Origin of the sequence: Micrococcus luteus, assembly GCF_014138885.1 — a bacterium.
In the GTDB taxonomy this organism is placed as follows: domain Bacteria; phylum Actinomycetota; class Actinomycetes; order Actinomycetales; family Micrococcaceae; genus Micrococcus; species Micrococcus luteus.
This window is the reverse complement of the sequence record NZ_JACJIK010000001.1, coordinates 1,461,033-1,485,377: the sequence shown is the minus strand read 5'-3', so window position 1 is coordinate 1,485,377 and position 24,345 is coordinate 1,461,033. Positions and strand designations below refer to the sequence as shown.

Here is a 24,345-nt window from a genome sequence, read left to right as displayed (position 1 = left end):
CCGACCTTCGCCGACGCCCCGCGCGGATTTGCGCGGGGCGTCGGCGTTCCTGTACAGTCATCTCCTGTTGTGAACGGCGTCAGCCGTGAGCGACGGTGAGGGCGTATAGCTCAGGCGGTTAGAGCGCTTCGCTGATAACGAAGAGGTCCCAAGTTCAAGTCTTGGTACGCCCACTCCCACCACACAGAGCCCCGGTCCGCTGGGGCTCCGTTCGTCTCCGGAGGTCTTCCCATGGGTCGACTGGCACGCGTGGCCCTCGTGGTCAGCGCCGCGGCAGCCGCCTATGGGGCGCGTCTCTGGCGGGAGAACAGTGCGGGGAAGGACGTCTGGGCCACGGCCACGGACGACCTGCCGGAGGACGCCGACGGCGTCGAGCCGGCACCGGAGGACTGACCCGTCCTCACGGGGGCATGGCGCAATTGGTAGCGCACCTGCTTTGCAAGCAGGGGGTTAGGGGTTCGAGTCCCCTTGCCTCCACCGAAGAAGGGCCCGGGAGTCGTGAGAATCCCGGGCCCTTTCGTCTGCCCAGGGTGGCCGCCGGCGCCGGCACCGTGGGCAGAAACCGGCGACCCGGGGGCTCCTGGGGCACAAGCCGCAGGACTTCGGGCCCCGTGGGCAGAAGAGAGGGCGTTTCTGCCCACGGAGGGACGGGGATGGCCTGCCCCGAACCCCCGCCGCCGGACCCGCCCACCGCGCCCGTCGCCGTCGTGCGTGGTGTTGGATGGTCCGGTGAACACCACCATCCACACCACGTCCCCCGACCGACCCGCCTCTGGGCAGGGCACTCCGGCCTACGCCCGGGTGCCCGCGAGCTACTACGACATCTTCGTGGGCGTCTTCATCGCCCTCCTCATCCTCTCCGGCGTCACCGCGGCCAAGCTCTTCTACGGCCCCACCGTCCCGGTCATCTCGGACCTCTTCTACGACGGCGGCCCGCTCATCTTCGACGGCGGCGCCTTCCTGTTCCCGTTCGCGTACATCGTCGGCGACATCCTCGCCGAGGTGTACGGCTGGCGCCGGGCCCGCCGCGCCATCGTCCTCGGCTTCGCGATGCTCGTGCTCGCCGCCCTCACCTACACGGTGGTCTCCTGGACCACGCCCGTCGAGGGCTTCGAGGTGTGGGACCAGGCCCTGGCGCCCATGCTGCGGATCACCGTGGCCGGCTTCGTCGCGTTCCTCGTGGGCTCCCTGCTCAACGCGTCCATCGTGGTCCGCCTCAAGGAGCGCATGAGGGAACGGCACGTGGCATTCCGGCTCATCCTCTCCACCGTGGTCGGCCAGTTCTTCGACACCCTGATCTTCTGCACCATCGCCTACGCCGGCACCATCTCGCTGCTGGAACTGGCGAACTACACGGTGACCGGCTTCGCGTACAAGACTCTCGTGGAGATCCTCATCGTGCCGGTGACCCTGCTCGTCATCCGCGCCCTCAAGCGCCGGGAGCCCACCTACCGGGCACCCGGCTTCGAGATCCACCGCGACGACGATCCCGCCCTCGCCCCGGCCGCGTCCCGCTGACCCGCACGGGCCCCGGTGTCGGCCGCGCCGGGGCCCGTCCGTCGCGCGCACCCCGCCCACCGGCTACCGTCGGTGCCATGGGCAAGGACCTCTTCGAGCACGAGCAGCAGCAGACCCTCAGCCGCGAGCAGGCCGCCGCACGCCTGCGCGACCTCGCCGACCAGCTCTCCCGGCAGAACGACGTGCGGATCGAGCACGGCGGCCGCGACGTCGTCGTCACCGTCCCGGACCGCGTGGGCCTCGAGGTGGAGCTCGAAGTCGAGGACGACGGCGACGCCGAGCTGGAGATCACCCTCAGCTGGTGACCGGCCCCGGGCCGGCCGCCGTCGCCTCCCCGTGCCTCAGAACCTCCAGGGCTCCCCGGGGGCCAGGCGTCGGTAGTCGGTCACGCCCTCGGCGAGCCCCGAGAGCACCCGATCCACCACGCCCTTGCCGTCCTCGCTGAGGATGCCGTCGTGGATGGGGCGGGTGTGCGTCGCCGCGATGGCCCGCATCTGGTCCACCACGTCCGCGATGCGCAGCCACGGCGCCGCGGCGGGCAGCAGGAGCACCTCGACGTCGGCGTCCGGCACCGTGAACGAGTCGCCGGGGTGCAGCACGGCCCCGTCCACGAGGTAGGACACGTTGACCGGGCGCGGCACCTCGGCGTGGATCACCGCGTGCTCCCCGCCGAGCACCTCCACCCGGAAGCCGGCGGCCTCGAACGTCTCCCCGGGCACGGCCGTGTGCACGTGCCCGGCGTCGAGCCCCGCCTCCGCCAGCAGCCCCGTGAGGTCCCGTGGCGCCCACACGTGCGCCTCCGTGCCGGCCAACGCCCGGGCCAGCTGCTCGGGGACCACGTGGTCCGGGTGGCCGTGCGTCACGAGGACGGCGTCCGCGCCGTCCAGGACCGCCGCGTCGCTGAACGCGCCGGGGTCGAACGCGAGGCGTCGACCGGCCTTCTCGAGGCGGACGGCCGAGTGGCCGAAGAGGGTCAGGGTCGTGCTCATGCAGATCACTCCTCCGCCCGGCGTCGGGATCCCGGGCGCTCCCAGCCTCCCGCGCGCTCCCGGCGGCGGACAAGGCCCGCGCCCCGTTCGACGGCGGCCCACCGGCTCCCGCCCCGACCTGCGCCCGGACGCGCGCCGGCCCGCGCCCCCTCGGTCCTGCCGAGGATGCGCGGGCCGGGCGTCGTCCGCTGCGCGCTCAGAGCGCGGGGGAGCAGGTCAGCGCTGCTGCCCGGGCTGGACGCCCAGCACCTTCGCGTTGGCGGCGGCCACCGGGTCCGGGGCGGCGGTGTCCACCCGCACGCCCTGGCCCGCCGCGGCCGAGCCGGCCTCGGCCACGACCTTCTGCTGCTGGGCGTAGGGGTTGTTGGCCTCCACCACCGGGATGTTCGCGGTGATCGGGCCCGGCACCGGGGCGGTCCACGGATCCTGCACCGGCTTGGTCAGGCGCCACAGGGCGTAGCCGGCGCCGGCGGCGGCGGCCGCCATGCCCGCGACGATCCAGGCGCGGCCACCCGAGCGGGAGGCCCGGCGACCGGCGGCACGGTTCAGGTCCTTCTCGGCGGCGCCGGCGTACTGCTCGGCGCCCTGGCGCAGGCGCTTCACGATCGCCTTGTCCCCGGTGAGCTTGATCAGGGCCTGCTCCAGGGCGTCCGGGACCTCGACGTCGTGGGCGGTCTTGCGGGCGTGCGCGGCGCCGTCGGCCAGGCGGGCGGCGGCCACGGGAAGGACCTCCTCCTTGCGGCGCTGGGCGTAGTCGCCGGCGTCGGCCAGGCGGGCCTGCACCTGCGGGGCCACCTTCCCGCCCTGCTCCTGCAGCGCGGACAGACCCGTGGCGAGGAGGCCGGCGAGGGTCAGGCCGCCCGCGGCGGCGGCGTCCTTGGCCTGGCCGGCACGGTCGCTGAACAGGGCGGCGGACCGCTGCGCGTCCTTGCGGGCGCCCTTGGCGGCCTTCTTCGCGTCCTTGCGCAGGCCCTTGGCGGTCTGGCGGCCGTCCCGGCGCACCTGCTTGGCCTTGCGGCCCCCACGACGGCGGCCCTTCTTCGCGGCCTTCTCGGCGTCCTTGCGCGCCGCGGCGAACTGCTGCTGCACCTCGTGGCCGGCGTCCTGCGCCTGGGCCTGCAGGTGCTCGAGGAAGTCCTGGACGGTGTCCACGCCCTTGGCGACGGCCGGGGCCAGCAGCCCGTACTGGTGCGCGACGGCCTCACCGGCCTTCCGCGCCCCGCGCTCGACCACGGGGCCGTACTCCTCCTTGGCGTCCTGGGCCTTGCGGCGGCCCTCCTCGGCCGCGGCGGAGCCGCCGATCAGCCCGTAGGCCGCCGCCACCTCGCTCCAGGCGCGGGTGGACTCCACCTTCGGGGCGGCCCAGTGGCGCAGGTTCTCCGCCTGGCGTGCGACGAACGCGTTCGCGCCGCCGTCGTGCTGGATCTCGTCGTGCAGGGTCTTGCGAGCCATGTGATGCCTCCCGTGGGTTCTGGATGGTCGTTGAACGCGGTGGTCCTCGGGGCCCAGCCTAGTGGCCGACCCCCGCCGTGGCACGGGTCCCGGCACGCCGGGAGTGCGTACGCCGATCGCGGAAGATCCCGACCCCGGACGGCGGGATCCGGACGGCCCGCCGCCGCGGATGGAACAATGGGGCGCATGGCGAACAAGACGCACACCGCGACCATCCACACGAACCACGGCGACATCGTCGTCGAGCTGTTCGGCAACCACGCCCCGAAGACCGTGAAGAACTTCGTGGGCCTCGCCACCGGCGAGCAGGAGTGGACCCACCCGCAGACCGGTGAGAAGAACAACGGCGCCCCGCTGTACTCCGGCACCGTGTTCCACCGCATCATCAAGGACTTCATGATCCAGGGCGGCGACCCGCTCGGCATGGGCATCGGCGGCCCCGGCTACCAGTTCGGCGACGAGATCCACCCCGAGCTGCAGTTCGACCGTCCCTACCTGCTGGCCATGGCCAACGCCGGCCCCGGCACCAACGGCTCCCAGTTCTTCATCACCTCCGTGCCCACCGGCTGGCTCAACGGCAAGCACACCATCTTCGGCGAGGTGAAGGACGAGGCCTCCCAGAAGGTCGTGGACGAGCTCAACGCCGTCGCCACCGATCCCCGTGACCGCCCGCTCAAGGACGTCGTCATCGAGTCCATCGACATCGACGAGGCCTGAGCAGCCCCTCGGTGAGCACCACCCCCTCTGACCCGCACGGCCCGGACTCCGCGGACGGCACACCCCCGGTGTGCCCGCGGCATCCGGGCCGTGCGGCGTATGTGCGCTGCGCCGTCTGCCGGCGCCCCGCGTGCCTCGACTGCCAGCGTCCCGGTCCCGCGGCCGGACCGGTCTGCGTGGACTGTGCGTCCGGCGTCGTGGCCAGCCCCGCTCCGACGCCGTCCCCCGCCGCCGGCGCCGCCGCGACGGTCCCGGCCCGACGGCGGACGGGCTTCACCGCCTCGCCCGTCACCTGGATCCTGCTGGCGGTCACGACGGTGGTCTATGCGGCGCAGTGGATGACCCGGGATCAGGCGTCCGGCGTGACCGAGGCGCTCTGGTACGCCGGGCTCTACACGTCCCCGTACGGCATGGAGCCGTGGCGGATGGCCTCCTACGCGCTCGTGCACGACGTCTCCGGCCCCACGCACCTGCTGCTGAACATGCTCGCGCTGTGGGTGATCGGGCGCGTGCTCGAGCCCGCGCTGGGCTGGTGGCGGTTCCTCGCCCTCTACGTGCTCTCCGCCGTGGGCGGTGCGGTGTTCGCACTGTGGGTCTCGGACCCGCTGCAGCCCGTCGTCGGGGCGTCCGGCGCCGTGTACGGCATGTTCGCGGCCCTGTTCCTGCTCACCCGGGTGCGGGGCGGGCAGGTGCGCTCGATCGCCGTGCTGATCGGCCTGAACCTCGTGTTCTCGTTCCTGCTGCCCGGGGTGGCCTGGCAGGTGCACGTGGGCGGGCTGCTGACGGGCGCCGTCGTCGCCGTCGTGTTCTCCCTGGCCGGCGGGCTGCGGCCCGGCCGCGCGCGCGTGCCGTCCGTGGGCGCCCAGGTGGCCGGCCTCGTGGTCGTGGCGGCGGCGCTGGCGGCGCTCACGGTGCTCGGCGCCGCACGGGTCACGGTGGCCGGCCTGCTCGGGTAGGCCGTCTTCCCCGACCGTCCCCGGAGTTCTCCACAGGCGGGTGTGCACTTCTTCCCACAGGGGTGTCCACACCTGTGGACAACTCCGGGGACAACTCGTCTCCGGGCCGGATCGTGCGGATCCCCCATCCACAGGGTTGTCCACCGCTGTGGAGAACTACACGCGTGTCATTCGCTCCAGCGGGACATCATGAGGAACCCGACGAGCGCGAGGCCGAAGCCCACGAGGATGTTCCAGCCGCCGATCTGCACGATCGGGAGGAGACCCTGGGTCAGGTAGTAGACGATGATCCAGAGCAGGCCGAGGATCAGCAGGCCGAACATCACGGCCTTGTACACAGGGGAGAGGGGCTTGGGACCCGGGTCCACGTCCCCGAGGTCCGTCCGCACGGCGGAGCGGCTGCGGCGCGCGGCCTCGAGCTCCTCGCGCTTCCGACGGGCCGAGTCCTTGCGCTTGCCGGCGGGTGCTGCCACGGGTCTTCTCCTCGGGTGGGGGGTGGTGGGCGCCCCCACCGGCGGGGACCGGGGCGGGGACGGTATTCTGCTGACCTGCCCAGGACCGGGGTCAGCGACATGCCCGGCCAGTCTATGCACCCCGCTCCCACGCGGCGGGGAGGAAAGAGCGCCCCCGTGCAGAGCCCCCAGGTCTCCGTCCTCGTCGTCGACAACTACGACAGCTTCGTCTACACCCTGGTGGGCTACCTCGAGCAGCTCGGGGCCCGCACCACCGTGATCCGCAACGACGAGGTCACCCCCGCCCGCGCCCTCGAGCTCGCGGCCGAGCACACGGCGGTGCTCATCTCACCCGGGCCGGGCGCGCCCGCCGACGCCGGTGTCTCCCTCGACCTCATCCGCTCCGCCGCCGACGGCGGCCGCCCGCTCTTCGGGGTGTGCCTGGGGCACCAGGCCATCGCGGAGGCGTTCGGCGCCACCGTGACGCACGCGGAGTCCCTCATGCACGGCAAGACGTCCCTGGTCCGCCACGGCGAGCACCCCATGTTCGAGGGCGTCCCCTCGCCGTTCACCGCCACCCGCTACCACTCGCTGGCCGCCGTGCGGGCCACCGTGGACGAGGCGGTCCTGGAGATCACCGCCGAGACCGAGGACGGCGTCGTGATGGGACTGGCCCACCGCACCGCGCCCCTGTGGGGCGTGCAGTTCCACCCCGAGTCCGTGCTCACCGAGGGCGGCTACCGGATGCTCGGCAACTGGCTCGAGTCCGTGGGGCTCTCCGGGGCCGCCGAGCGCGGTGGCCGGCTCTCTCCCCTCGTCCGCCAGGACTGACCGGCCCGGGGCCCGGTTCGCGGGTCCGACGGCGCCCCGTCCGCTCAGGTGGACGGCGGCGGATCGATCGAGGGCTCGGGGTCCGGTGTCAGCGTCGGCAGCGGGTCCACCGGCGTCGCGGTGGGCGACGTGCTCGGCGGCTGCCCGGTCGGCTCCGACGGGGCCGCCGACGTCGGTGACGGGCTCTGCGTCGGCGACGGCGTCTCGGTCGTCGTCGGCTCGGGGCTGGGCGTGGCCGAGGCGGACGGCGAGGGTGACGGCTCCGCGCTCTCGGAGGGCTCGGGGCTCTCCGTCGGCGGGGGGCTCGGTGATGCGGACGCCGACGGCGTGGGCTCGGGCGCCTCGCTGGATGGCGGGGCCGGCTCGGAGGGCTCGGCCGTGGGCGCGATCCACGAGGACGCCGTCAGGGTCAGGGAGGAACGGTTGTCCACGCGGACGCCGGCGGGCGGATCCTGGGCCACGACCGTCCCGGTGTCCGTGGTCGCGCCGTCCTCGTCCTGGATCCGCACGCGCAGCTCGGGGGCGCTCAGCGCCAGCTGACGCCGCGCGTCCGGAGCGCTCATCCCCACCACATCCGGCACGGCGACCATGCCGCTGGACAGGTGCAGCACCACGGAGGAGCCGGGCGGCACGTGCGTGCCCATCGCGGGGTCGGTGCGGGCGAGCAGCCCGCGCTCGAGTCGGCCGTCGTCCTGGTACTGCACGGAGGAGACACGCAGGCCCAGCCGTTCCAGCTCGCGGCGGGCCGCGTCCTCGGACAGCCCGTGCAGGGAGTCGGACAGCGCGATGCCCTCCTCGCCGCGGGACACTCGTATCCGCACCTTGGCCCCGCGGGGCACCTCCGTGCCCGTCGGCGGGTCGCTCTGGGTGACGGTCCCGTCCGGGGCGTCGGCCATGTACGCGGACGAGACGACGGCCACCAGACCTGCGTCCTCGAGCGCCGCGACCGCCTCGTCCTGCTGCAGCCCCACCACCGCGGGCACCTCCACGGTGGTGCGCAGGGCCGCCGCGAGCCACGGCGCCAGGACCAGGGCCAGGCCGATCAGGACCGCGCCGGCCGCCAGGAGCGTGCGCCGGCGGAGGCGCCGGCGGACGCGACGGTGCGTGGCCGTCGCTGGCGCCGGCGTGTCCCCTTGCGGTTCGGGCCGGGGCGTCGCGGCCGCACCGGGCTTCACCGGCTGGCCGACCGTCACCGGGCGGGGGCCGTCCATGGCGGCGGCGGCGGCAAGCTGCGCGGCGGAGGCGGCGCCGGGCAGTCCCGCACCCGCCACGGCATGGTTCGCCGCCTGGGGCTGTGCGGCGTCCGGCTCGGCCGGGACGGAGGGCGTCGGCCGGGTCAGCGGGACCGCGGCCATCGGCACGTCGGCCCCGTGCTCCGCGGCCGCGGCGCCCAGCACCGCGCCGCCCGCGCCGACGAGGGCGGGAGGGAAGGCATCGAGCGGCGGGGTGTGACGGCCGGGGCCGGCGTGCGGATCCGCCGCGGCCTCCTCGAGGGCCGCGAGGAACGCGGTGCCCGTGGGGAACCGGTCCTCCGGATCCTTGCGCAGGGCGCGCAGCACCACGGGGTCGAACGCGGGCGGCAGGTCGGGGTCGACGTCGGAGGGCGCCGGCGGCTCCTCGCGCACGTGTTGATAGGCCACGGCCAGCGGCGTGTCACCCGTGAAGGGGGGTCGGCCCGTGAGCAGCTCGAACAGCAGGCAGCCGGCCGCGTAGAGGTCGGCGCGGCCGTCCACGGTGCGGCCCGTCGCCTGCTCCGGGGCCAGGTAGAGGGCCGTGCCCACCACGGCCTGGGTCTGCGACGTGGTGGCGGAGGTGTCGGCCAGCGCATGGGCGATCCCGAAGTCCATGACCTTCACGGCGCCCGTCTCCGTGACCATGACGTTCGCGGGCTTCACATCGCGGTGGACGATGCCCTCCTCGTGCGCGTGCTCGAGCGCTTCCAGCACGCCCCGGGTCCAGGCCACGGCACGGTCCGTGCCCACGGCGCCCTCGGCGTGCAGGATCTCCCGCAGCGTCCGGCCGGAGACGAGCTCCATCACCAGGAACGGGCAGTCCACCGGATGGAGGCCGTCCTCGAGGGAGACCTCGCCCGTGTCGTACACGGAGACGATCGAGGGGTGGTTCAGGGAGGCCGCCGAGCGTGCCTCCTTGCGGAAGCGCGCCTGGAAGTGCGGATCGCGCGCCAGGTCCCGGCGCATCAGCTTGACCGCCACCGGGCGGTGCAGCCGCAGGTCCTCGCCGCGGAAGACGTCCGCCATGCCCCCGCGCCCGATCAGCTCACCGATCCGGTACCGCCCGTTCAGGGTCCTCTGCTCGTCCACAGACACGTCCGCGTGCTCGTCCCGCCCGCCGCTCAGGCGGAGGGCGTGGCGTCGGCGGACGAGGCCTCCGCGCCACGCGCGTCAGCGGACGGGTCGGTGGTGGACTCGCCCGTCGGCGCCGTGGACTCCCCGGAGGACTCCGTCGTCGGATCCCCCGTGGGCGTCGTCGGCTCCTCGGACGGCTCCCGCGTGGGCTCCGGGTCGGCGGTGGCCGTCGGGGATTCGGCGGTGGGGGACGGGCGGGGCTCGTCCGAGGCCGACGGGCTCGGCTCGCTGCTCGGCTCGGTGCTCGGCTCCTCCGACGCGCTGGGCTCCGGCTCCGAGGCGGGCTGGGAGGCCTCGCGGGTCGGCGCGGCGTCGGACCCGCCGGTGGCCACGATCAGCTGCACGTGCGTGTCATAGCGGTGACGCTCGCCCTCGCCGGGCACCACGCGCACCACCTCGCCGTCGGCGCCGTCGGCGGACGGGTCGTCCACCCGGTCCACGGTGAAGCCGCGGTCGCGCAGCGTCTGGATCGCGCTGTCCACGGGCTGGCCCACGAGACCCTCCGGGATGACGCCCTCCCCGGTGGAGACGGCCAGCGTGACGGTCTCACCGCGCTGCAGCGCCCCCACGGGGTTGATCTCCTCGACGGTGCCCTCCGGGCTCTGCGCGTCGCGGTCCTCCTCGCGCACCGCCAGGCCGAGGCCCTCGAGCTCGGCGCGCACCTCGCTCACGGGGCGACCCTTGTACGCCTCCGGGTCCACGTGCACGGACGACTCCTCCTGCGAGGTCGCCGGCGCCGAGCCGCCGTCGCCGCGGCCACCCGTGAGCAGCGGCCACAGCAGCGCCCCCAACAGGGCGAACACCACGAGACCGAGCAGCGCCCACAGCGGCCAGGGGTTGGCGCGTCGCCGGCGGGCGGGCGCGGAGCCACCCCCGGCGGGCGGGCCCGGGTCCACGACGTCGCCCGGGCGGGTCTGCTGGTCGCGCACGGCGGCGATCTCGTGGTCGCGCGTGCTCGCGCTCGCGGCGGCGCCGGCCGCACCGGCCGCGCCCACGGCCGCCGCACCGGCGGCGCCGGGGCCGCGGGCGGCGTCGTCGGTGCGGGGCTGGGCCGCGGTCACCGGCAGCGCCGCGGTGGCGGGGGAGCCGTCTGTCCGGGTGCCCTCGGCGCGGGGATGGGTGGTGCGCATGCCGTCGTAGTCCAGGGGAGCGGTCTCGGCGCCCGAGGGGTCGGTCACGCCCTGCTCCTCGAGGAAGACGGCCAGGGCGGGCACGGCCTCCACGGCGCCGCGGGTGTCCTTGCGCCGCAGCGCGTCGGCGGCGTCCGAGAGCGCGGCCGCGTCCGAGGGCCGCTCCCGGGGGTCCTTCGAGAGCATGCACATGATCAGGGCGCGCACCGGGGCCGGGACGGTGTCCGGCAGGGGCGGCGGCGTGTCGTTGACCTGGGCGAGGGCGATCGCGATCTGGGACTCGCCCGTGAACGGGCGATGCCCGGCGAGGGCCTCGTAGCCGATGATGCCCAGCGAGTAGAGATCGGAGGAGCCGGTGGCCTGCTGCCCCGTGGCCTGCTCGGGCGCGAGGTACTGGGCGGTGCCCATCACCTGGCCGGTGGCCGTGAGGGGGACCTGGTCCGCCAGGCGCGCGATGCCGAAGTCCGTCACCTTCACCCGGCCGGTGGGCGTGATCATGAGGTTGCCGGGCTTGACGTCGCGGTGCACGAGCCCCTGGGCGTGGGCCGCCGAGAGCGCGGCCGCCGTCTGCGCGATGATCCGCAGGGTCCGCTCGGGGGAGAGCACCTTCTCCTTCTCGAGGATGGAGGACAGCGGCTGGCCCGGCACGAGCTCCATGACGAGGTAGGCGGAGCCCTTCTCCTCGCCGTAGTCGTAGACGTTGGCGACGCCGGGGTGGTTCAGCAGCGCGGTGTGCTGGGCCTCCGCCCGGAAGCGGCGCAGGAAGTTGGGGTCACCCGTGTACTCCTCCTTGAGGATCTTCACGGCGGTGATCCGGCCCAGGACCTTGTCCCGCGCCTTCCACACCTCGCCCATGCCGCCGATCGCGATGCGATCGGTCAACTGGTACCTGCCGCCGAGGGTGATGCCCGATGTCGGCCTCATTCCGTGACCACCGCTTCCATGATTGCCTTCATGCCACTGACGACTGTCTGATGTCCAACCCCCGGCGGCTCGTCCTCCACCACGATCGTCACGGCCGCCCGGGGGTTCTCGCTCGCGTCGAAGCCGGTGATCCAGGAGTGCACGTTGCCCGTGTCCCCGACCTCGGCCGTGCCCGACTTCGCCGCGATCCGCACCGTGTCCGACTGCACGGATCCCAGGATGCCGTCCTCCACCGCCGAGACCATCATGTCCGAGACCTGCCCGGCCACCTCGGGGGTCGTGGCCCGGCCGCGCTCACGGGGGCTGAACTCCTGCACCGTGGTGAGGTCCGAACGGCGGACCGCCTTGATCAGCTGCGGCTCCATGACCACGCCGTCGTTCGCGATGCCGGCGGCCACCATGGCCATCTGCAGCGCGGTGGCCTGCACGTCCCGCTGGCCGATCGAGGACTGCGCCAGCGTGGCGTCGTCCAGGTCGGAGGGGAACACGGAGCCGGTCACGGGCAACGGGTAGTCGAAGGAGTCGTTGAAGCCGAACCGCTCGGCGACCTCCCGGATCCGGTCTTGGCCCAGCTCGACGGCGGCCATGGCGAACGGCGTGTTGCAGGACTGCGCCAGCGCCCACGTGAGGGTCTGACGCCCCACGGTGTTGCACGGTGAGCCGTCGTAGTTGGGCAGCTCCGTGGTCGTGCCGGGCAGCGTCCACGCGGCGGGGATGTCCACCGTCCCGCCCGGGGTGTAGTCACCGGACTCGAGCATGGCCACCGCGTCGATCAGCTTGAACGTGGAGCCGGGGGACACGAGCTGCTCCGCGGCGCGGTTGCGGTATGCGCTGGCGCCGGGGATCTGGTCGATCGCGGCCATGGCCGACTGCGCCTCGGCCGGGCTGTGTGAGGAGAGCGCGTTGGAGTCGAAGCCCGGCTTCGACGCCATGGCCAGGATCTCGCCCGTCGTCGGGTCCGTGACCACGGCGGAGGCGCGCACGCCGTCCGGGAGCGCGTCGTACGCCAGACGCTGCAGCTCGGGGTCGATCGTCAGCTCCACCTGGTCGCCCTCGGGCGTGGCACCCGTGATGATCTCCATGGCGCGGTCCACGAACTGGGACGTGGGGGTGCCGGAGAGCTGCTCGTTCATGGCCGCCTCCAGCCCGTCGGTGCCGTAGGTGAGCGAATAGAAGCCCGTGAGCGGGGCGTACAGCTCGGTCTCGTGGTAGACGCGCTGGTAGTGGTACGCGTCGCCGGAGGGGACGGACTCGGCGATCGGCTCGCCGTCCACGAGGATCGGCCCGCGCGGGGCGCCGAACTCCAGGAACATCTGCCGAGAGTTCAGGGCGTGCGTCTTGAGCTGGTCAGCGGCCAGCACCTGGATGACGGACGCAGCCAGCGCGAGCACGAGGAGCATGGCCGCCATGACGGTCCACGTGCGTCGGATCGCCTCGTTCACCGCTCCTCACCTCCTCCCGGGGGCACGGCGGCCGCCGGGAGCGCCGTGCCGGGGTCGAGGTGGCCGGCGCCGGGCCCGGACGCGTTGACCATCCCGTCCACGACCACGGGCCGGCGGGCGGCGTTCGAGATGCGCAGCACGAGCCCCACGATGATCCAGTTGGCCAGCAGCGAGGAGCCGCCGGCGGCGAGGAACGGCGTCGTGAGGCCGGTGAGCGGCAGCACGAGGGTCACGCCGCCCATCACCACGAACACCTGCCACGCCATGGTGAAGGCCAGGCCGGAGGCGAGCACCTTGCCGAACGCGTCGCGCACGCCGAGGGCGGCGCGCATCATGCGGGTGACGAGCAGGAGGTACAGGACGAGCACGGCGGCCAGGCCCACGAAGCCGAGCTCCTCGCCGATGGCCGTGAGGATCATGTCCGAGAAGGACAGCGGCACCTGGGTGGGGTTGCCCGCGCCCAGGCCGGTGCCCATCAGCCCGCCTGAGGCCATCGCGAACAGGCCCTGGACCACCTGGTAGGAGCCGCCGAAGTCGCGATGGTAGATCTCGGGGTCGAAGGCCCTCAGCCAGATCTCGAACCTGGCGGTCACGTGCGGCATGAACAGGAACGCCAGCGCCGCGCCGAAGGCGATCAGGCCCAGGCCGAGGAGGATCCAGGAGGCGCGGGACGTGGCGATGTAGAGCATCGCCATGAACATGCCGAAGAACAGCAGGGCCGAGCCCAGGTCGCGCTGGAACACGAGCACGCCGAGCGCCAGGAGCCAGCCGGCCAGCAACGGGCCGAGGTCCCGGGCTCGGGGGAAGGTCACCGGGCCCACACGGCGGCCGGCCAGCAGGATCAGGTCGCGGTTCGCGGAGAGGTAGCCGGCGAAGAAGATGGCCAGCGTGATCTTGGCGATCTCGCCGGGCTGGAAGGTGCCGAATCCGACGTCGATCCAGATCCGCGCCCCGTACATGCTCAGGCCCAGCCCGGGCACGAGCGGCAGGAGCAGCAGCACGCCGGACGCGGCGAGGAACAGGTAGGGCCAGCGCCGCAGCACCCGGTGGTCGCGCACCAGGAACACCAGGGCGGAGGCCACCAGGACGGCCAGGACGGACCACACGAGCTGCGAGGTGGGGTTGGCCATCGCGGCGTCCTGGCTCAGCCGGTGGATCATGGCCAGGCCCAGCCCGTTGAGCAGGGCGGTGATCGGCAGCATGAACGGGTCCGCGTAGGGGGCCCGCAGCCGCAGGACCACGTGCAGCACGAGGGTGGCGGCGCCGAAGACGCCCAGCGGCACCCAGGCGGTGGAGTCCAGCGGGGCGTCCGTGCCGATCATGCCCAGCAGGTCCGCCCCCAGGGCGATGGCCAGGGCGGCCAGCAGCAGGACCAGTTCGATGTTCCGGCGCGGGCGTGCGGGGGAGATCACCTCGGTCACGGGGCCTCACCTCCCGTCGCGCTCGGGGACGACGCCGGGCTCGTCGGCGCGGTGGAGCCGGACGCGTCCGAGGGGCGGGCGGAGGACGACGACGGCGTCGTGCTCGGCCGGGCCCGCTCGGAGGGCTCACCGGCGGGGGCGGGGGCGTTCGGGTGCAGCGAGTCGCGCAGCTCGGCGACGATCTGCTCCGCGTGGTCCACGTCCCGGGCGGGCATGCCGGCGTTCACGCGGTCGCGTGCGTACGCGGGCAGCGCGTCCACCGGGAGGTCGGTCTGGCGGTCCACGTGGGACAGCTCGAGCGGGCCCAGCCGCTGGGAGACGCCCTTGAACACGGCGATCCGGCCGTCGTTGGCCCCCACGTAGTACTGCGTCTGGGTCCACAGGTAGCCCCACACGGCCACGGCCGCGAGGGTGAGGGCGAGCAGCGTGGTGAACACGGGGATGAACCAGCCGCGGCGGTACTGCACCGGGCGGTCGTCCTTTCCACGCCGCCGACGCGCGGCCCCGTCCTCGGGGCCGCCGGCGGGCCCGGCGGTCGCCGGGGCCGGGGTGGGGGCCGTGGTCATCGGCTCGGCGGCCTCGTCGGACGGGTGGTCGGCAGCGGTGGCGGCCGGTGTGGCGGCGGAGGAGGAGCCGGCGGCGGCAGCGGTGCCGCTCTGCGCGGCGGGCGGGACGGAGGCGTCCGGGCGCGGGGCGGCGGCGGGATCCGGCCCGTCCGTGAGGACGGCCGCGGTGCGCCGGGGACGGTTCTCCGGCACGGGCGTCTCGCCGAGCAGGGCGGCGGCACGGCGGCGCGTGGAGCTGCGGGTGACCACGGGGATGCGATCGGTCTTCACGGCGTTGGAGGCCGCGCCGACGAGCAGGTGAGGCCGTGCGTCCAGGTCCTCGCGCAGCAGCAGGCCGGAGACCGGGCCGACCTCGGGCGGGTGGGCGGCGGCGAGGGCCTGCTCGGACAGGTGGACGTCCGGGACGGGGGCCAGCTCCTCCGCCGTGCCCTCCGCGATCTCGAACGCCACCACGGTGACGTTGTCCGGGGCGCCGCCCTTGAGGGTGAGGTCCACGAGGGTGTCGACGGCCTGGTTGAGAGCCTCCGAGTCCCGCAGCACCTCGTGGATCTTCTCGGGGGGGACCACGTCCGTGAGGCCGTCCGAGCAGAACAGCCACCGTTCTCCGGGGGCGACGGGCACCTCGAACACGTCCAGCTCGGGGGAGGCGTCCACGTCGCCGAGCACGCGCATGAGCACGTTCTTGTTCGGGTGGAACGGGGCCTCCCCGGCCTCGAGGCGCCCCTCGTCGACGAGCTTCTGCACGAACGTGTGGTCCGTGGTGACCTGGGAGAACTCGCCGTCCGCGAGCCGGTAGGCACGGGAGTCGCCGATGTGCGCGATGTGCAGCGTGGTCCCCGCGAGCAGGCCGGCGGTGCACGTGGTGCCCATGCCGGCGAGCTTGGGGTTGGCGTGCACCAGCTCGTTGAGGATCAGGTTGGCGTTCTGGATCTCGTCCGGCAGCACCGTGGCCGGGTCCTCGTAGCCCACCGCATCCAGCGGGGCCAGATCCAGCACCGTGGACGCGCTTGCCACGTCGCCGCCCACGTGCCCGCCCATGCCGTCCGCGAGCACGGCCAGATGACGGCCCACGTAGGCGGAGTCGTCGTTCTTGGCACGGACGCGGCCGACGTCGGAGCGGGCGGCGTAGCGGAGGACGAGGGTCATGGGTCAGGCCTCGAGCTCCATGACGGTCTTGCCGATGCGGATGGCCGTGCCGGGGCCCACGGGCAGCGCGCGGGTGACGGGGGCGCCGTTCACGTAGGTGCCGTTCGTGGAGCCGAGGTCCTCGAGGAACCAGCGGGTGCCCTGCGGGAACAGCCGGGCGTGGCGGCCGGAGGCGTAGTCGTCCACGAGCACCAGGTCGGCGTCCTGGGCGCGGCCCATCAGCAGGGGACGGCCCTCCAGGGCGATGGTCTGCCCGGCCTTCGGGCCCTCGACCACCCGCAGGGTCCGGGACAGCCGCGGGGCCGGCGTCGTCGGCGCGGACGCGGCGGGGGCCGGCGTCGACGCGGGCGCGGGTCGGTCGACCGCGGACGAGCCCGCCCCGGCGACCCCGGCCGCGGGCGCCGCGGTGACCAGGCCGGCGTCGCGCTGGGCCTGCTGGAGGCGCGTCTTGTTGCGCCGGCCGACCACGAGGTCGCGGCCCTGCGCCATGACGATGGAGATGATCAGCACCCACAGGGCCAGCAGCAGGCCCATGCGGAGCACGGCGACGGCGAGCTCGCTCATGCGCGGCCCCCCGTCCCGCCGAAGAACAGCAGCTCGGTCTGGCCGACGGTCACCACGTCCCCGTCGCGCAGGGTGACGGAGCCGTCCACGCGGCGGCCGTTGACGAGCACGCCGTTGCGGCTGCCCAGGTCCAGGAGCGTGACCGTGGAGCCGACGGTGAGCAGGCGCAGGTGCTCGCGGGACACCGAGGAGTCCGGGATCACGAGGTCGGCACGCTCGGCCGAGCGGCCGAGGATGAGGTCGTCCCCGTCCAGGGGGAGCATGCGGCCGTCCAGCTCGAGGGCCGGGCCGGCGGGCTCGGTCACGGGGCGGCCCATCACGACGGTCGGCTGGTCGGCGGGGGCGGCGGGCGCGGTCGGGGCGGCGGCCCGGCGGGGCGCCGGACGGGGCCCGACGCGCGGGGCGGGGGAGGGCTCGCGGGGCGCGGCCGCCGGCAGGTCCTCGACCAGTCGGTCCGGCGTCGCGGCGGAGGCTCCCGGGCCGTGGGCGGTGGCGGGCGAGGCGCCGTCGTCGTGGGGGGCCGGGGCGGTGAGCGAGCCGTCGTCCAGGCGGGTGACCACGCGCAGGTCCCCGGCGCGCACGTCCGCGTCCGGGTGGAAGGCGACCCGGACCGTGCCGGGCAGTGCATAGCCCTGGGAGTCGGCGTGGCGGATGACCTCATCGCACAGCTCGCTGGCGAGGGTGGACCCCCACGAGCGGGCGCGCTCGAAGTCGGCGGGGGAGAAGTGGACCACGTAGCTGTTGGGCGCGACCGTGTGGCCCTCCGACAGGGCGAGAGACTCGTCGTCCATCGCCTGCCGCAGGGCCGAGGCGATCTCCACCGGCTTGACCGCCCGCGGACCGCCGGCCGAGAAGGCCGAGCGCACGACCCGCTCGAGGCCGCGTTCGAGGTTGTCCAGAAGTCCCACGACGGGGCTCCTTTCCACAGTTGTCCGTCCCGATACTACGGGCCGGGCTGGGAGACCGCCGAGAACAGCGGCATTCTGCGGGGTGGAGCGCGGGTGGGAGAGGTGCCGGAGGGGGCGAGCCGCGGGGGTGGCGGGGACGCGGGGGCGGGCGTCGGGGCCGATTTGCGCGCCCGGGCGGGCGGGGGTTAGAGTATTCCTCGCTGCCTGTGACGGTCGCCGGATGTCCGGAGCCGAGAACAGGAAGCCGCTCGCGCGAGTGGCGGAATTGGTAGACGCGCTGGCTTCAGGTGCCAGTGTTCGCAAGGACGTGGGGGTTCAAGTCCCCCCTCGCGCACCGAGGACGAAGGCCCCGGAACCACACGGTTCCGGGGCCTTCGGCGTTCCCGGGCTGGTCCCCACTCACCGGTTGGGGGCGGTTTCGGGCGGTATCCACGCCGAATACCGCCCGAAACCGCCCCCAAACGCCGCGGGGTGGGCCGGGTGCGGGGCCGCGCGCCCGACGCCGGCCCTCACGGCTTGACGCACACCACCGGGACGCGCGCCTCGAGGATGATCTGCTGCGCGGCCGATCCCAGCAGCAGCTTGCCCACGGGGGAGCGGTGCTTCACGCCCACGACGATCCGGCTCGCGCCCACGCGCTCGGCGTGCTCGAGCAGGTCGCCGACGGCGTCCCGGCCGCGCTCCTGGGCGTGCGCCACGGACACGGCGACGCCGGCCTCGCGCGCCTCCGCCTCGTCCGGCTCGGTCCCGTCGAGGGAGAACCAGACCACGTCCTCTCCGCGCAGGGCCGCCTCGGCCAGGGCGGCCCGCCAGGCCGCGGCGCTCTCGGTGCTGCTGGTTCCAGTGCTGATGATCGTCATGGGGACCACTGTGCGTCATGGGCGCGGTCCCCGTCACCACCCGGGCCGGTTGTCGTCGGTCACTCTGCGGACGCGGAGCGCACGCGGCCCCGCCGCGCTGTTACCGTGACCTCCACCACTCGCACCTGTCCCCGGCGCCACTCCCTGGCGGCGGGGTGTCTCTGTTAGGAACCGTTATGCCCTCCACCTCCCCCGACGGCCCCCCGCGCCGGCGCACGGGGATCGGCCGGATCGTCTTCAGTGTGATCGCGGTGCTCACCGTGCTCGCGGCCTCCGCCTTCTCCATCCGCTCGGCTTCGGGAGGGAACGACATCCGCACCAACCTGACCCTCATCGCCCCCGCGGCCGCCGGCGGCGGCTGGGACTCGTTCCAGCGCGAGCTGCAGCAGACCATGCGCGTCAACGGGCTCGTGAACAACGTCCAGGTGGTCAACATCCCCGGCGCCGGCGGCAACATCGCCCTCGGTCAGCTGACCACGCTCGAGGACGCGAACAACCTCATGGTGGGCGGCACCGGCCAGATCGCCGCCCACGCGGCCCGTGGCACCGGCCCCGAGCTCTCCCAGGTCACCGCGGTCAGCCGCGTCGTCGAGGAGTACAGCCTCGTGGTGGTCCCGGCGGACTCGCCGTACCAGAGCATGGACGACCTGGTGACCGCCTGGCGCGCCGATCCCGCCCACGTGGCGTGGACCGGCGGCGGCTCCTTCGACCAGCTCGTCATGGCGGACATCGCCCGCACGGCCGACGTGCCGGTCGCGGACACCACCTACATCCCGTCCGACGGCGGCGGTGAGGCCATCCAGGCCCTGCTCAACGGCACCGCCCAGGCCTCCGCCGGCGGCTTCGCGGACATCTACCCGCAGGTCGAGGCCGGCCGACTGCGCGCCCTCGGCGTGGTGGCGGCCGAGCCGCTGGCCGGCGTCGAGGAGATCCCGACCCTGCGCTCCCAGGGCTACGACGTCACGCTCACCAACTGGCGCGCCCTGTTCGTGCCCCCGGGCGTCTCCGCGGAGGAGCGCACCGAGCTCGAGGCCCTCATCGCCGAGGCGGTCGACACCCCCGAGTGGAAGGAAGCGGTGCAGCGCAACTACTGGAACCCCGTGCCCCTCTCCGGCGCCGAACTCGAGGAGTTCATCGCCGCCGAGAAGGAGCGCATCGGCACGCTGACGGAGGAGATCAAGTGAGCCACGCATCCACCGTCCCCCCCGCCGCCGACGCCCCCTCCCGCTGGGGACGCGCCGCCGGGCTCTCCGCGCTCGTCATGCCGGCCGTGCTGGCCGCGTTCAGCCTCTACCTGCTGCTGGGATCCCTGGCCATGGACACCGAGGGCGCCGACTTCCCCGGCCCGGACTTCTTTCCGCTGATCCTCGCGGTCGCGGGCCTCGTGATCGCCGCCGCGCTCGCGGTGGAGGTCGTGCGCGTGCGCCAGTCCCCCGAGGGTCAGGCCGACGCGGACGGCGAGATCGGCCAGGCGGCCGGTCCGCTGACCCTGTTCCACTCGGACTTCGGCGCGCTGGCCTGGTGCTTCCTCGGCTTCCTCGCGTTCGCCGTCCTGCTGCCCTGGCTGGGGTGGATCCTCGCCGGGGCGCTGCTGTTCTGGTGCGTCACGCGGGCGTTCGGCGCCCCGCATCCCGTGTTCGACATCCTCGTCGCCCTGTTCGTCTCCTCGCTGGCCTACCTCGGCTTCGCGGTGGCCCTGGGCCTGACCCTGCCCTCGGGCATCCTGGGAGGTGGCTTCTGACATGGAGACCCTCGGACTCCTCATGGAGGGCTTCGCCGGAGCCCTCACCCCCATGAACCTGCTCTGGGTGGTGCTGGGCTGCCTGCTCGGCACCGCGGTCGGCGTGATGCCCGGTCTCGGCTCCTCGATGGCCGTGGCCCTGCTGCTGCCCATGACCTTCGCCCTCGAGCCCACCGCCGCGTTCATCATGTTCTCCGGCGTGTACTTCGGCGGCCTCTTCGGCGACTCCACCATGGCCATCCTGATGAACACCCCCGGCCAGGCCTCGGCCATCGCCTCCACGTTCGAGGGCCACCGCATGGCCCAGGACGGCCGGGCGGCCCAGGCCCTGGCGACGGCGGCGCTCGGCGCCTTCATCGGCGGCATGGTGGCCTCGGTGTGCGTCGTGTTCCTCGCCCCCGTCCTGGCGGAGTTCTCCACGCGCTTCGGGCCCGCGGAGTACTTCGCGCTCGCGCTCTTCGCGTTCGTGGCCACCTCCTCGGTGGTCGCCGACTCGGTGCTGCGCGGCCTGGCCTCCCTGGTGCTGGGACTGGGCATCGCCGTCGTCGGGATCGACGCGGTGACCGGCACCGAGCGCTTCACGATGGGCTCCCCGCAGCTGTTCGACGGCATTCCGCTCGTGACCGTCACGGTGGCGATCCTCGCGCTCGGCGAGGTGTTCCACGTGGCCTCCCGGGTGCGCCGCGAGCGCGAGGACCTGCGCATCCGTCGCACTGGCCGGCCGTGGCTGTCGGGCGCCGAGTTCCGCGAGGCCGCCCCGGCGTGGCTGCGCGGCACGGCGATCGGCCTGCCGTTCGGCATCGTGCCGGTGGGCGGCTCCGAGGTGCCGACGTTCCTGGCGTACTCGGCCGAGCGGCGCCTGGACCGGCGCCGGGCGCATCCGCAGTTCGGCCGCGGCGCGATCCGCGGGCTGGCGGCCCCGGAGGCCGCGGGCAACTCGACCACCGGCATGGCGATGGGCGCGCTGCTCACGCTCGGCCTGCCCGTCTCCGCGACGGCGGCCATCATGCTGGCGGCGTTCCGCCAGTACGGGCTGCAGCCCGGCCCCCTGCTGTTCGACCGCAGCCCGGACCTCGTGTGGGCGCTGCTGGCGAGCTTCTTCATCGCGATGATCGTGCTGCTGGCGATCAACCTGCCGTTCGCGCAGCTGTGGGCCAAGCTCCTGCTCATCCCGAAGCACTACCTCTACGCGGGGATCACGCTGTTCTGCGGGCTGGGCATCTACGCCACCACGGGCGCGGTGTTCGACCTGCTGATGCTGCTGGGGATCGGCGTGCTGGGCTTCCTGATGAGGCGGTACGGCTACCCGCTGGCGCCGCTGATGATCGGCATGGTGCTCGGCCCGCTGGCGGAGACCAGCCTGCGCGACGCCCTGCTCAGCTCGGTGGGCGACCCGGCCGTGCTCGTCTCCACCCCCATCACGTGGGTGATCTACGGGATCCTGGCGATCGTGCTGGCGTTCTCGGTGCGGGCCGCCGTCGTGCGCCGGACGCGTCAGGACGTGTGAGCGGAGGCGGGATCCGCGCCCCCCGAGACAACGCGGGTTGAGTTGTCACCGGTGTGCGGCCTCCGCACCCGTGACAACTCAACCCGCGTTTCTGGTGGGCGGCGGCCCGCTCAGTAGTGGTACGTGTCCGACGGCGCCGTGATCGCGTTGTCCTGGTCCGGGTACCGCGTGGAGTGCACCCCGAACGCGGTGGCCAGCCCGAGGATCTTCTCCGCGCGCGCCTTGCGGGGCAGGTCGGAGCCGTTGCGGATCTCGCCGCCGTCGGCCTCGAAGTCCGCGAGGAACTCGTGGGCCCACGCCAGCTCCTCCTGGGACGGGCTGAGCCCCTCGTTCACGGCCGCGCACTGCTCCGGCGCGAGGCACAGCTTGCCGGTCATGCCGAACTCCGCGGTCACCGCCGTCGCCTCGGCGAGCTTCACGCCGGTGGAGCCCACGGTCGGCCCGTCGATCGCGCCCGGCAGCCCCGTGGCCCGCGCCGCGATCGTGAACTGGGACCGCGTGTACGCCAGCGCCATCGGCGACTCGCCCAGGCCGGTGTCGCGGCGGAAGTCGCCGATCCCGAAGGCCAGCCGGAACGTGCCCTTCGCGGCGGCGATCGAGTCGATCCGCTGCAGCCCGCGCGCCGTCTCCACGAGCGCCACGACGGGCACGCCGGGCAGCCGTCGGGCGGTCTCGTTCACGTGGTCCGTGGACTCCACCATCGCCAGCACGACGCCGGCCAGGCCGCCCTCGGCGACCGGCCCGCCCAGGTGCGCGGGCAGGGCCGCGGCGAGCGCCTCGACGTCCTGCTCCCACCACCGCGAGCCGTAGCCGTTGAGCCGCACCCAGCCGGTGTGCCCGGAGGTCAGCCAGGCGACGGCGTCCGCGCGGGCCTGGTCCTTGTCCTTGGGGGCCACGGCGTCCTCGATGTCGAGGATGACGATGTCCGCGGCCGAGTCCTCGGCGGGCTGGAACCGTTCGGGCTGGGCGGCGTTGACCAGCAGCCAGGAGCGGGCGAGCTCCGGATCGATGCGCTGGCCGGGCACGGGCTGGAACGCGGGGGAGGGGGTGATCGCGGCGGGCAGGGTCACGGTCATGAGGGGCTCCTTCACGGGGCTGGGGCGTCGGGCCGAGGTCGCGGGCGGGGTGCCTCGCGCGGCGGACGGCCGGGGGACGGACCAGGTGGGCCCTGAGCGAGCGGCGTTGGTTCGACGCCGAAGGGCGCCGCGGGTGTGCGGCGCGTCCACAGCACAGTACACGCCACCGTGTCCGACGTCACCCGGGTGGGCGTGGATCTCGGCTCAGAAGGGGTGACGGGTGCGGGGGGAGCGCGTAGCGTTCATCGGGGTCCGGACGACGTCGGCCGCGCAATGGGGCGCGGCCCTCCGCGCGTCGGTCGGGCCGCGACACATCCCTGCCCACCGGACCACGAGGACGCTCAATGACGAGGATCCCCGCCGAGGACGAGGCCGTGACGGCCCCGTCCTCCCCGCTCGACAACGCCCTGGCCCAGCTCTCCGCCGCCGTGAAGACGCTCGGCTACGACGAGGGCCTGCACCAGATGCTCGCCGCCCCCCGCCGCGAGATGGCCGTCTCCATCCCCCTGCGCCGCGACGACGGCTCCACCGAGGTGCTCCGCGGCTACCGCGTGCAGCACAACTTCTCCCGCGGCCCGGCCAAGGGCGGCGTGCGCTTCAGCCTGGACGTGGACCTGGACGAGGTCCGCGCACTGGCCATGTGGATGACCTGGAAGTGCGCCCTGCTGGACGTGCCCTACGGCGGCGCCAAGGGCGGGGTGACCATCGACCCGCGCCAGTACTCGAAGGCCGAGCTCGAGCGCGTCACCCGTCGCTACACCTCCGAGATCCAGCCGATCATCGGCCCCGAGGTGGACATCCCCGCCCCGGACGTGGGCACGGACGAGCAGACCATGGCCTGGATGATGGACACCTACTCGGTGAACGTCGGCCACACCACGCTCGGCGTGGTCACCGGCAAGCCCGTCTCGCTCGGCGGCTCGCTGGGCCGCGCCTCCGCCACCTCGGCGGGCGTGGTCTACGTGGCGCTCGCCGCGCTCGAGCACCTCGGCATCGAGCCGTCGCGGGCGACGGCCGCGGTCCAGGGCTTCGGCAAGGTCGGCGCCGGCACGGTCGAGCTGCTCGAGGCGGCCGGAGTGAAGGTCGTGGCCGTGTCGGACCAGTACGGCGCCGTGCGCGACGACGAGGGCCTGCACTACGACGCCCTGCAGAGGCAGCTCTGGGACACCGGCTCCGTGAAGGACACCCCCGGCACCGCGCCCATGGACGCGGACGAGCTGCTCGAGATGGACGTGGACCTCGTGGTCCCGGCCGCCGTGCAGTCCGTGCTGACCGAGGAGAACGCCCCGCGCGTGCGCGCCCGGCTGGTCGTGGAGGGCGCCAACGGCCCCACCACGGGCGAGGCCGACCGCATCCTCGAGGAGAAGGGCGTCCTGGTCGTCCCGGACATCCTGGCCAACGCCGGCGGCGTGATCGTCTCCTACTTCGAGTGGGTCCAGGCGAACCAGGCCTACTGGTGGAGCCGCGAGGAGGTGGACGAGCGCCTGAAGCGGCGCATGGTCGCCGCATGGAAGGCGGTGCTGGCCACCTCCGAGAGCCGCCGCGTGAGCCTGCGCGAGGCCGCCACCCTGACCGCTGTCCAGCGCGTGGCCGAGGCCCACCGCACCCGCGGCCTCTACCCGTGACGGGGGGCGGCCCCGCCGCCTGACCCCGTCCGGCCGCCCGAGCGCGGCCCCGCTGCCCGACCGCGGGCCGACGGCCCGGAACCCCGGAGGTTCCGGGCCGTCGTCGTGGGCGGACGCGGCCTGATGTGCCCCCGGACCGTGACCTCCGTCTCTA

At 73.8% G+C, this 24,345-nt stretch carries 22 protein-coding genes and 3 tRNA genes; 13 read left to right on the top strand and 12 right to left on the bottom strand.

Annotated features, from left to right (window positions below; all coding sequences use genetic code 11):
* Positions 1 to 99 precede the first annotated feature (99 nt).
* The 5 genes from HDA34_RS06825 (at position 100) to HDA34_RS06805 (ending at position 1,823) form a co-directional block, all read left to right on the top strand.
* Positions 100 to 173: transfer RNA gene (locus tag HDA34_RS06825), tRNA-Ile, on the top strand.
* 58 nt (positions 174 to 231) lie between these two features.
* Entirely contained in the window at positions 232 to 393 is a 162-nt protein-coding gene (locus HDA34_RS06820; protein ID WP_020624432.1) for a hypothetical protein, read from the top strand.
* Between the two features lie 11 nt (positions 394 to 404).
* Positions 405 to 477, top strand: a tRNA-Ala gene (locus HDA34_RS06815).
* Positions 478 to 729: 252 nt separating this feature from the next.
* A complete protein-coding gene (locus tag HDA34_RS06810; protein WP_134377492.1) occupies positions 730 to 1,518 on the top strand; it encodes a queuosine precursor transporter in 789 nt (262 codons plus the stop codon).
* Between the two features lie 77 nt (positions 1,519 to 1,595).
* Positions 1,596 to 1,823 (top strand): amphi-Trp domain-containing protein, encoded by a 228-nt coding sequence (locus HDA34_RS06805; RefSeq protein ID WP_123244076.1) that lies wholly within the window; start codon positions 1,596 to 1,598, stop codon positions 1,821 to 1,823.
* Between the two features lie 36 nt (positions 1,824 to 1,859).
* Here the strand turns inward: HDA34_RS06805 and HDA34_RS06800 are convergent, their stop codons facing one another.
* Complete coding sequence (locus tag HDA34_RS06800; RefSeq protein WP_123244075.1) at positions 1,860 to 2,507, bottom strand: MBL fold metallo-hydrolase; 648 nt, start codon at positions 2,505 to 2,507, stop codon at positions 1,860 to 1,862.
* A gap of 216 nt (positions 2,508 to 2,723) precedes the next feature.
* Entirely contained in the window at positions 2,724 to 3,959 is a 1,236-nt protein-coding gene (locus HDA34_RS06795) for a hypothetical protein (RefSeq protein WP_134377493.1), read from the bottom strand.
* 186 nt (positions 3,960 to 4,145) lie between these two features.
* On the opposite strand from HDA34_RS06795, the gene HDA34_RS06790 reads away from it, so the two are divergent.
* Together HDA34_RS06790 and HDA34_RS06785 are read left to right on the top strand one after the other, a co-directional pair.
* Positions 4,146 to 4,676: a peptidylprolyl isomerase gene (locus HDA34_RS06790; RefSeq protein ID WP_123244086.1), complete on the top strand. Its 531-nt coding sequence runs from the start codon at positions 4,146 to 4,148 to the stop codon at positions 4,674 to 4,676.
* A gap of 176 nt (positions 4,677 to 4,852) precedes the next feature.
* A complete protein-coding gene (locus tag HDA34_RS06785; RefSeq protein ID WP_101965669.1) occupies positions 4,853 to 5,632 on the top strand; it encodes a rhomboid family intramembrane serine protease in 780 nt (259 codons plus the stop codon).
* A 167-nt stretch (positions 5,633 to 5,799) separates the two neighbouring features.
* On the opposite strand, the gene HDA34_RS06780 is transcribed toward HDA34_RS06785, so the two are convergent.
* Positions 5,800 to 6,105, bottom strand: a complete 306-nt coding sequence (locus tag HDA34_RS06780; RefSeq protein ID WP_101965668.1) for a cell division protein CrgA — start codon at positions 6,103 to 6,105, stop codon at positions 5,800 to 5,802.
* Between the two features lie 156 nt (positions 6,106 to 6,261).
* Between HDA34_RS06780 and HDA34_RS06775 the strand changes: the two genes are divergently transcribed.
* The gene (locus HDA34_RS06775) at positions 6,262 to 6,915 is read left to right on the top strand and encodes an anthranilate synthase component II (protein WP_123244073.1); all 654 of its coding nucleotides are present in this window, start codon (positions 6,262 to 6,264) and stop codon (positions 6,913 to 6,915) included.
* A 44-nt stretch (positions 6,916 to 6,959) separates the two neighbouring features.
* Here the strand turns inward: HDA34_RS06775 and HDA34_RS06770 are convergent, their stop codons facing one another.
* From HDA34_RS06770 to HDA34_RS06740, 7 genes are read right to left on the bottom strand one after another with little or no spacing between them, the layout of a single operon-like run.
* The gene (locus HDA34_RS06770; RefSeq protein WP_123244072.1) at positions 6,960 to 9,236 is read right to left on the bottom strand and encodes a protein kinase domain-containing protein; all 2,277 of its coding nucleotides are present in this window, start codon (positions 9,234 to 9,236) and stop codon (positions 6,960 to 6,962) included.
* Positions 9,237 to 9,268: 32 nt separating this feature from the next.
* A complete protein-coding gene (locus tag HDA34_RS06765; protein ID WP_123244071.1) occupies positions 9,269 to 11,335 on the bottom strand; it encodes a protein kinase domain-containing protein in 2,067 nt (688 codons plus the stop codon).
* Positions 11,332 to 12,777, bottom strand: coding sequence for a peptidoglycan D,D-transpeptidase FtsI family protein (locus HDA34_RS06760; RefSeq protein ID WP_036314452.1), 1,446 nt, complete (start codon positions 12,775 to 12,777; stop codon positions 11,332 to 11,334). Before HDA34_RS06760 ends, HDA34_RS06765 begins: the two co-directional genes overlap by 4 nt.
* On the bottom strand, positions 12,774 to 14,198 hold the full coding sequence (locus tag HDA34_RS06755; protein ID WP_036314455.1) for an FtsW/RodA/SpoVE family cell cycle protein: 1,425 nt from the start codon (positions 14,196 to 14,198) through the stop codon (positions 12,774 to 12,776). The genes HDA34_RS06760 and HDA34_RS06755 overlap by 4 nt, the downstream gene beginning before the upstream one ends.
* Complete coding sequence (locus HDA34_RS06750; RefSeq protein ID WP_049146851.1) at positions 14,195 to 15,910, bottom strand: PP2C family protein-serine/threonine phosphatase; 1,716 nt, start codon at positions 15,908 to 15,910, stop codon at positions 14,195 to 14,197. The genes HDA34_RS06755 and HDA34_RS06750 overlap by 4 nt, the downstream gene beginning before the upstream one ends.
* 3 nt (positions 15,911 to 15,913) lie before the next feature.
* Positions 15,914 to 16,474 carry an FHA domain-containing protein FhaB/FipA gene (locus HDA34_RS06745; RefSeq protein WP_002858202.1) on the bottom strand — a complete coding sequence of 187 codons (561 nt, stop codon included), beginning with the start codon at positions 16,472 to 16,474 and terminating at the stop codon, positions 15,914 to 15,916.
* Entirely contained in the window at positions 16,471 to 17,382 is a 912-nt protein-coding gene (locus tag HDA34_RS06740) for an FHA domain-containing protein (RefSeq protein ID WP_134377494.1), read from the bottom strand. The genes HDA34_RS06745 and HDA34_RS06740 overlap by 4 nt, the downstream gene beginning before the upstream one ends.
* Before the next feature lie 250 nt (positions 17,383 to 17,632).
* Between HDA34_RS06740 and HDA34_RS06735 the strand changes: the two genes are divergently transcribed.
* A tRNA-Leu gene (locus HDA34_RS06735) sits at positions 17,633 to 17,716 on the top strand.
* 175 nt (positions 17,717 to 17,891) lie between these two features.
* On the opposite strand, the gene HDA34_RS06730 is transcribed toward HDA34_RS06735, so the two are convergent.
* Positions 17,892 to 18,242: a universal stress protein gene (locus tag HDA34_RS06730; protein ID WP_134377495.1), complete on the bottom strand. Its 351-nt coding sequence runs from the start codon at positions 18,240 to 18,242 to the stop codon at positions 17,892 to 17,894.
* A 176-nt stretch (positions 18,243 to 18,418) separates the two neighbouring features.
* Between HDA34_RS06730 and HDA34_RS06725 the strand changes: the two genes are divergently transcribed.
* Genes HDA34_RS06725 through tctA form a run of 3 tightly spaced genes read left to right on the top strand, consistent with a single transcriptional unit; the run spans position 18,419 to position 21,490 of the window.
* A complete protein-coding gene (locus tag HDA34_RS06725) occupies positions 18,419 to 19,426 on the top strand; it encodes a tripartite tricarboxylate transporter substrate binding protein (RefSeq protein ID WP_115165583.1) in 1,008 nt (335 codons plus the stop codon).
* Positions 19,423 to 19,983, top strand: a complete 561-nt coding sequence (locus HDA34_RS06720; protein ID WP_036384166.1) for a tripartite tricarboxylate transporter TctB family protein — start codon at positions 19,423 to 19,425, stop codon at positions 19,981 to 19,983. Before HDA34_RS06725 ends, HDA34_RS06720 begins: the two co-directional genes overlap by 4 nt.
* A gap of 1 nt (position 19,984) precedes the next feature.
* The gene (tctA, locus tag HDA34_RS06715; protein WP_134377496.1) at positions 19,985 to 21,490 is read left to right on the top strand and encodes a tripartite tricarboxylate transporter permease TctA; all 1,506 of its coding nucleotides are present in this window, start codon (positions 19,985 to 19,987) and stop codon (positions 21,488 to 21,490) included.
* A 110-nt stretch (positions 21,491 to 21,600) separates the two neighbouring features.
* On the opposite strand, the gene HDA34_RS06710 is transcribed toward tctA, so the two are convergent.
* Positions 21,601 to 22,566 carry an HpcH/HpaI aldolase/citrate lyase family protein gene (locus tag HDA34_RS06710; RefSeq protein ID WP_044659844.1) on the bottom strand — a complete coding sequence of 322 codons (966 nt, stop codon included), beginning with the start codon at positions 22,564 to 22,566 and terminating at the stop codon, positions 21,601 to 21,603.
* Positions 22,567 to 22,910: 344 nt separating this feature from the next.
* Here HDA34_RS06710 and HDA34_RS06705 point away from each other — a divergent pair, with 344 nt between their 5' ends.
* Positions 22,911 to 24,191, top strand: a complete 1,281-nt coding sequence (locus tag HDA34_RS06705) for a Glu/Leu/Phe/Val family dehydrogenase (protein ID WP_044659845.1) — start codon at positions 22,911 to 22,913, stop codon at positions 24,189 to 24,191.
* The last annotated feature ends 154 nt before the right edge of the window (positions 24,192 to 24,345 follow it).

Bases quoted from the DNA above. Each gene is read 5' to 3' on its own strand.
- HDA34_RS06820 (WP_020624432.1), top strand. From the start codon at position 232: ATGGGTCGACTGGCACGCGTGGCCCTCGTGGTCAGCGCCGCGGCAGCC.
- HDA34_RS06805 (WP_123244076.1), top strand. From the start codon at position 1,596: ATGGGCAAGGACCTCTTCGAGCACGAGCAGCAGCAGACCCTCAGCCGC.
- HDA34_RS06800 (WP_123244075.1), bottom strand. From the start codon at position 2,507: ATGAGCACGACCCTGACCCTCTTCGGCCACTCGGCCGTCCGCCTCGAG.
- HDA34_RS06795 (WP_134377493.1), bottom strand. From the start codon at position 3,959: ATGGCTCGCAAGACCCTGCACGACGAGATCCAGCACGACGGCGGCGCG.
- HDA34_RS06790 (WP_123244086.1), top strand. From the start codon at position 4,146: ATGGCGAACAAGACGCACACCGCGACCATCCACACGAACCACGGCGAC.
- HDA34_RS06765 (WP_123244071.1), bottom strand. From the start codon at position 11,335: ATGAGGCCGACATCGGGCATCACCCTCGGCGGCAGGTACCAGTTGACC.
- HDA34_RS06750 (WP_049146851.1), bottom strand. From the start codon at position 15,910: ATGACCCTCGTCCTCCGCTACGCCGCCCGCTCCGACGTCGGCCGCGTC.
- HDA34_RS06745 (WP_002858202.1), bottom strand. From the start codon at position 16,474: ATGAGCGAGCTCGCCGTCGCCGTGCTCCGCATGGGCCTGCTGCTGGCC.
- HDA34_RS06730 (WP_134377495.1), bottom strand. From the start codon at position 18,242: ATGACGATCATCAGCACTGGAACCAGCAGCACCGAGAGCGCCGCGGCC.
- HDA34_RS06725 (WP_115165583.1), top strand. From the start codon at position 18,419: ATGCCCTCCACCTCCCCCGACGGCCCCCCGCGCCGGCGCACGGGGATC.
- tctA (WP_134377496.1), top strand. From the start codon at position 19,985: ATGGAGACCCTCGGACTCCTCATGGAGGGCTTCGCCGGAGCCCTCACC.
- HDA34_RS06710 (WP_044659844.1), bottom strand. From the start codon at position 22,566: ATGACCGTGACCCTGCCCGCCGCGATCACCCCCTCCCCCGCGTTCCAG.
- HDA34_RS06705 (WP_044659845.1), top strand. From the start codon at position 22,911: ATGACGAGGATCCCCGCCGAGGACGAGGCCGTGACGGCCCCGTCCTCC.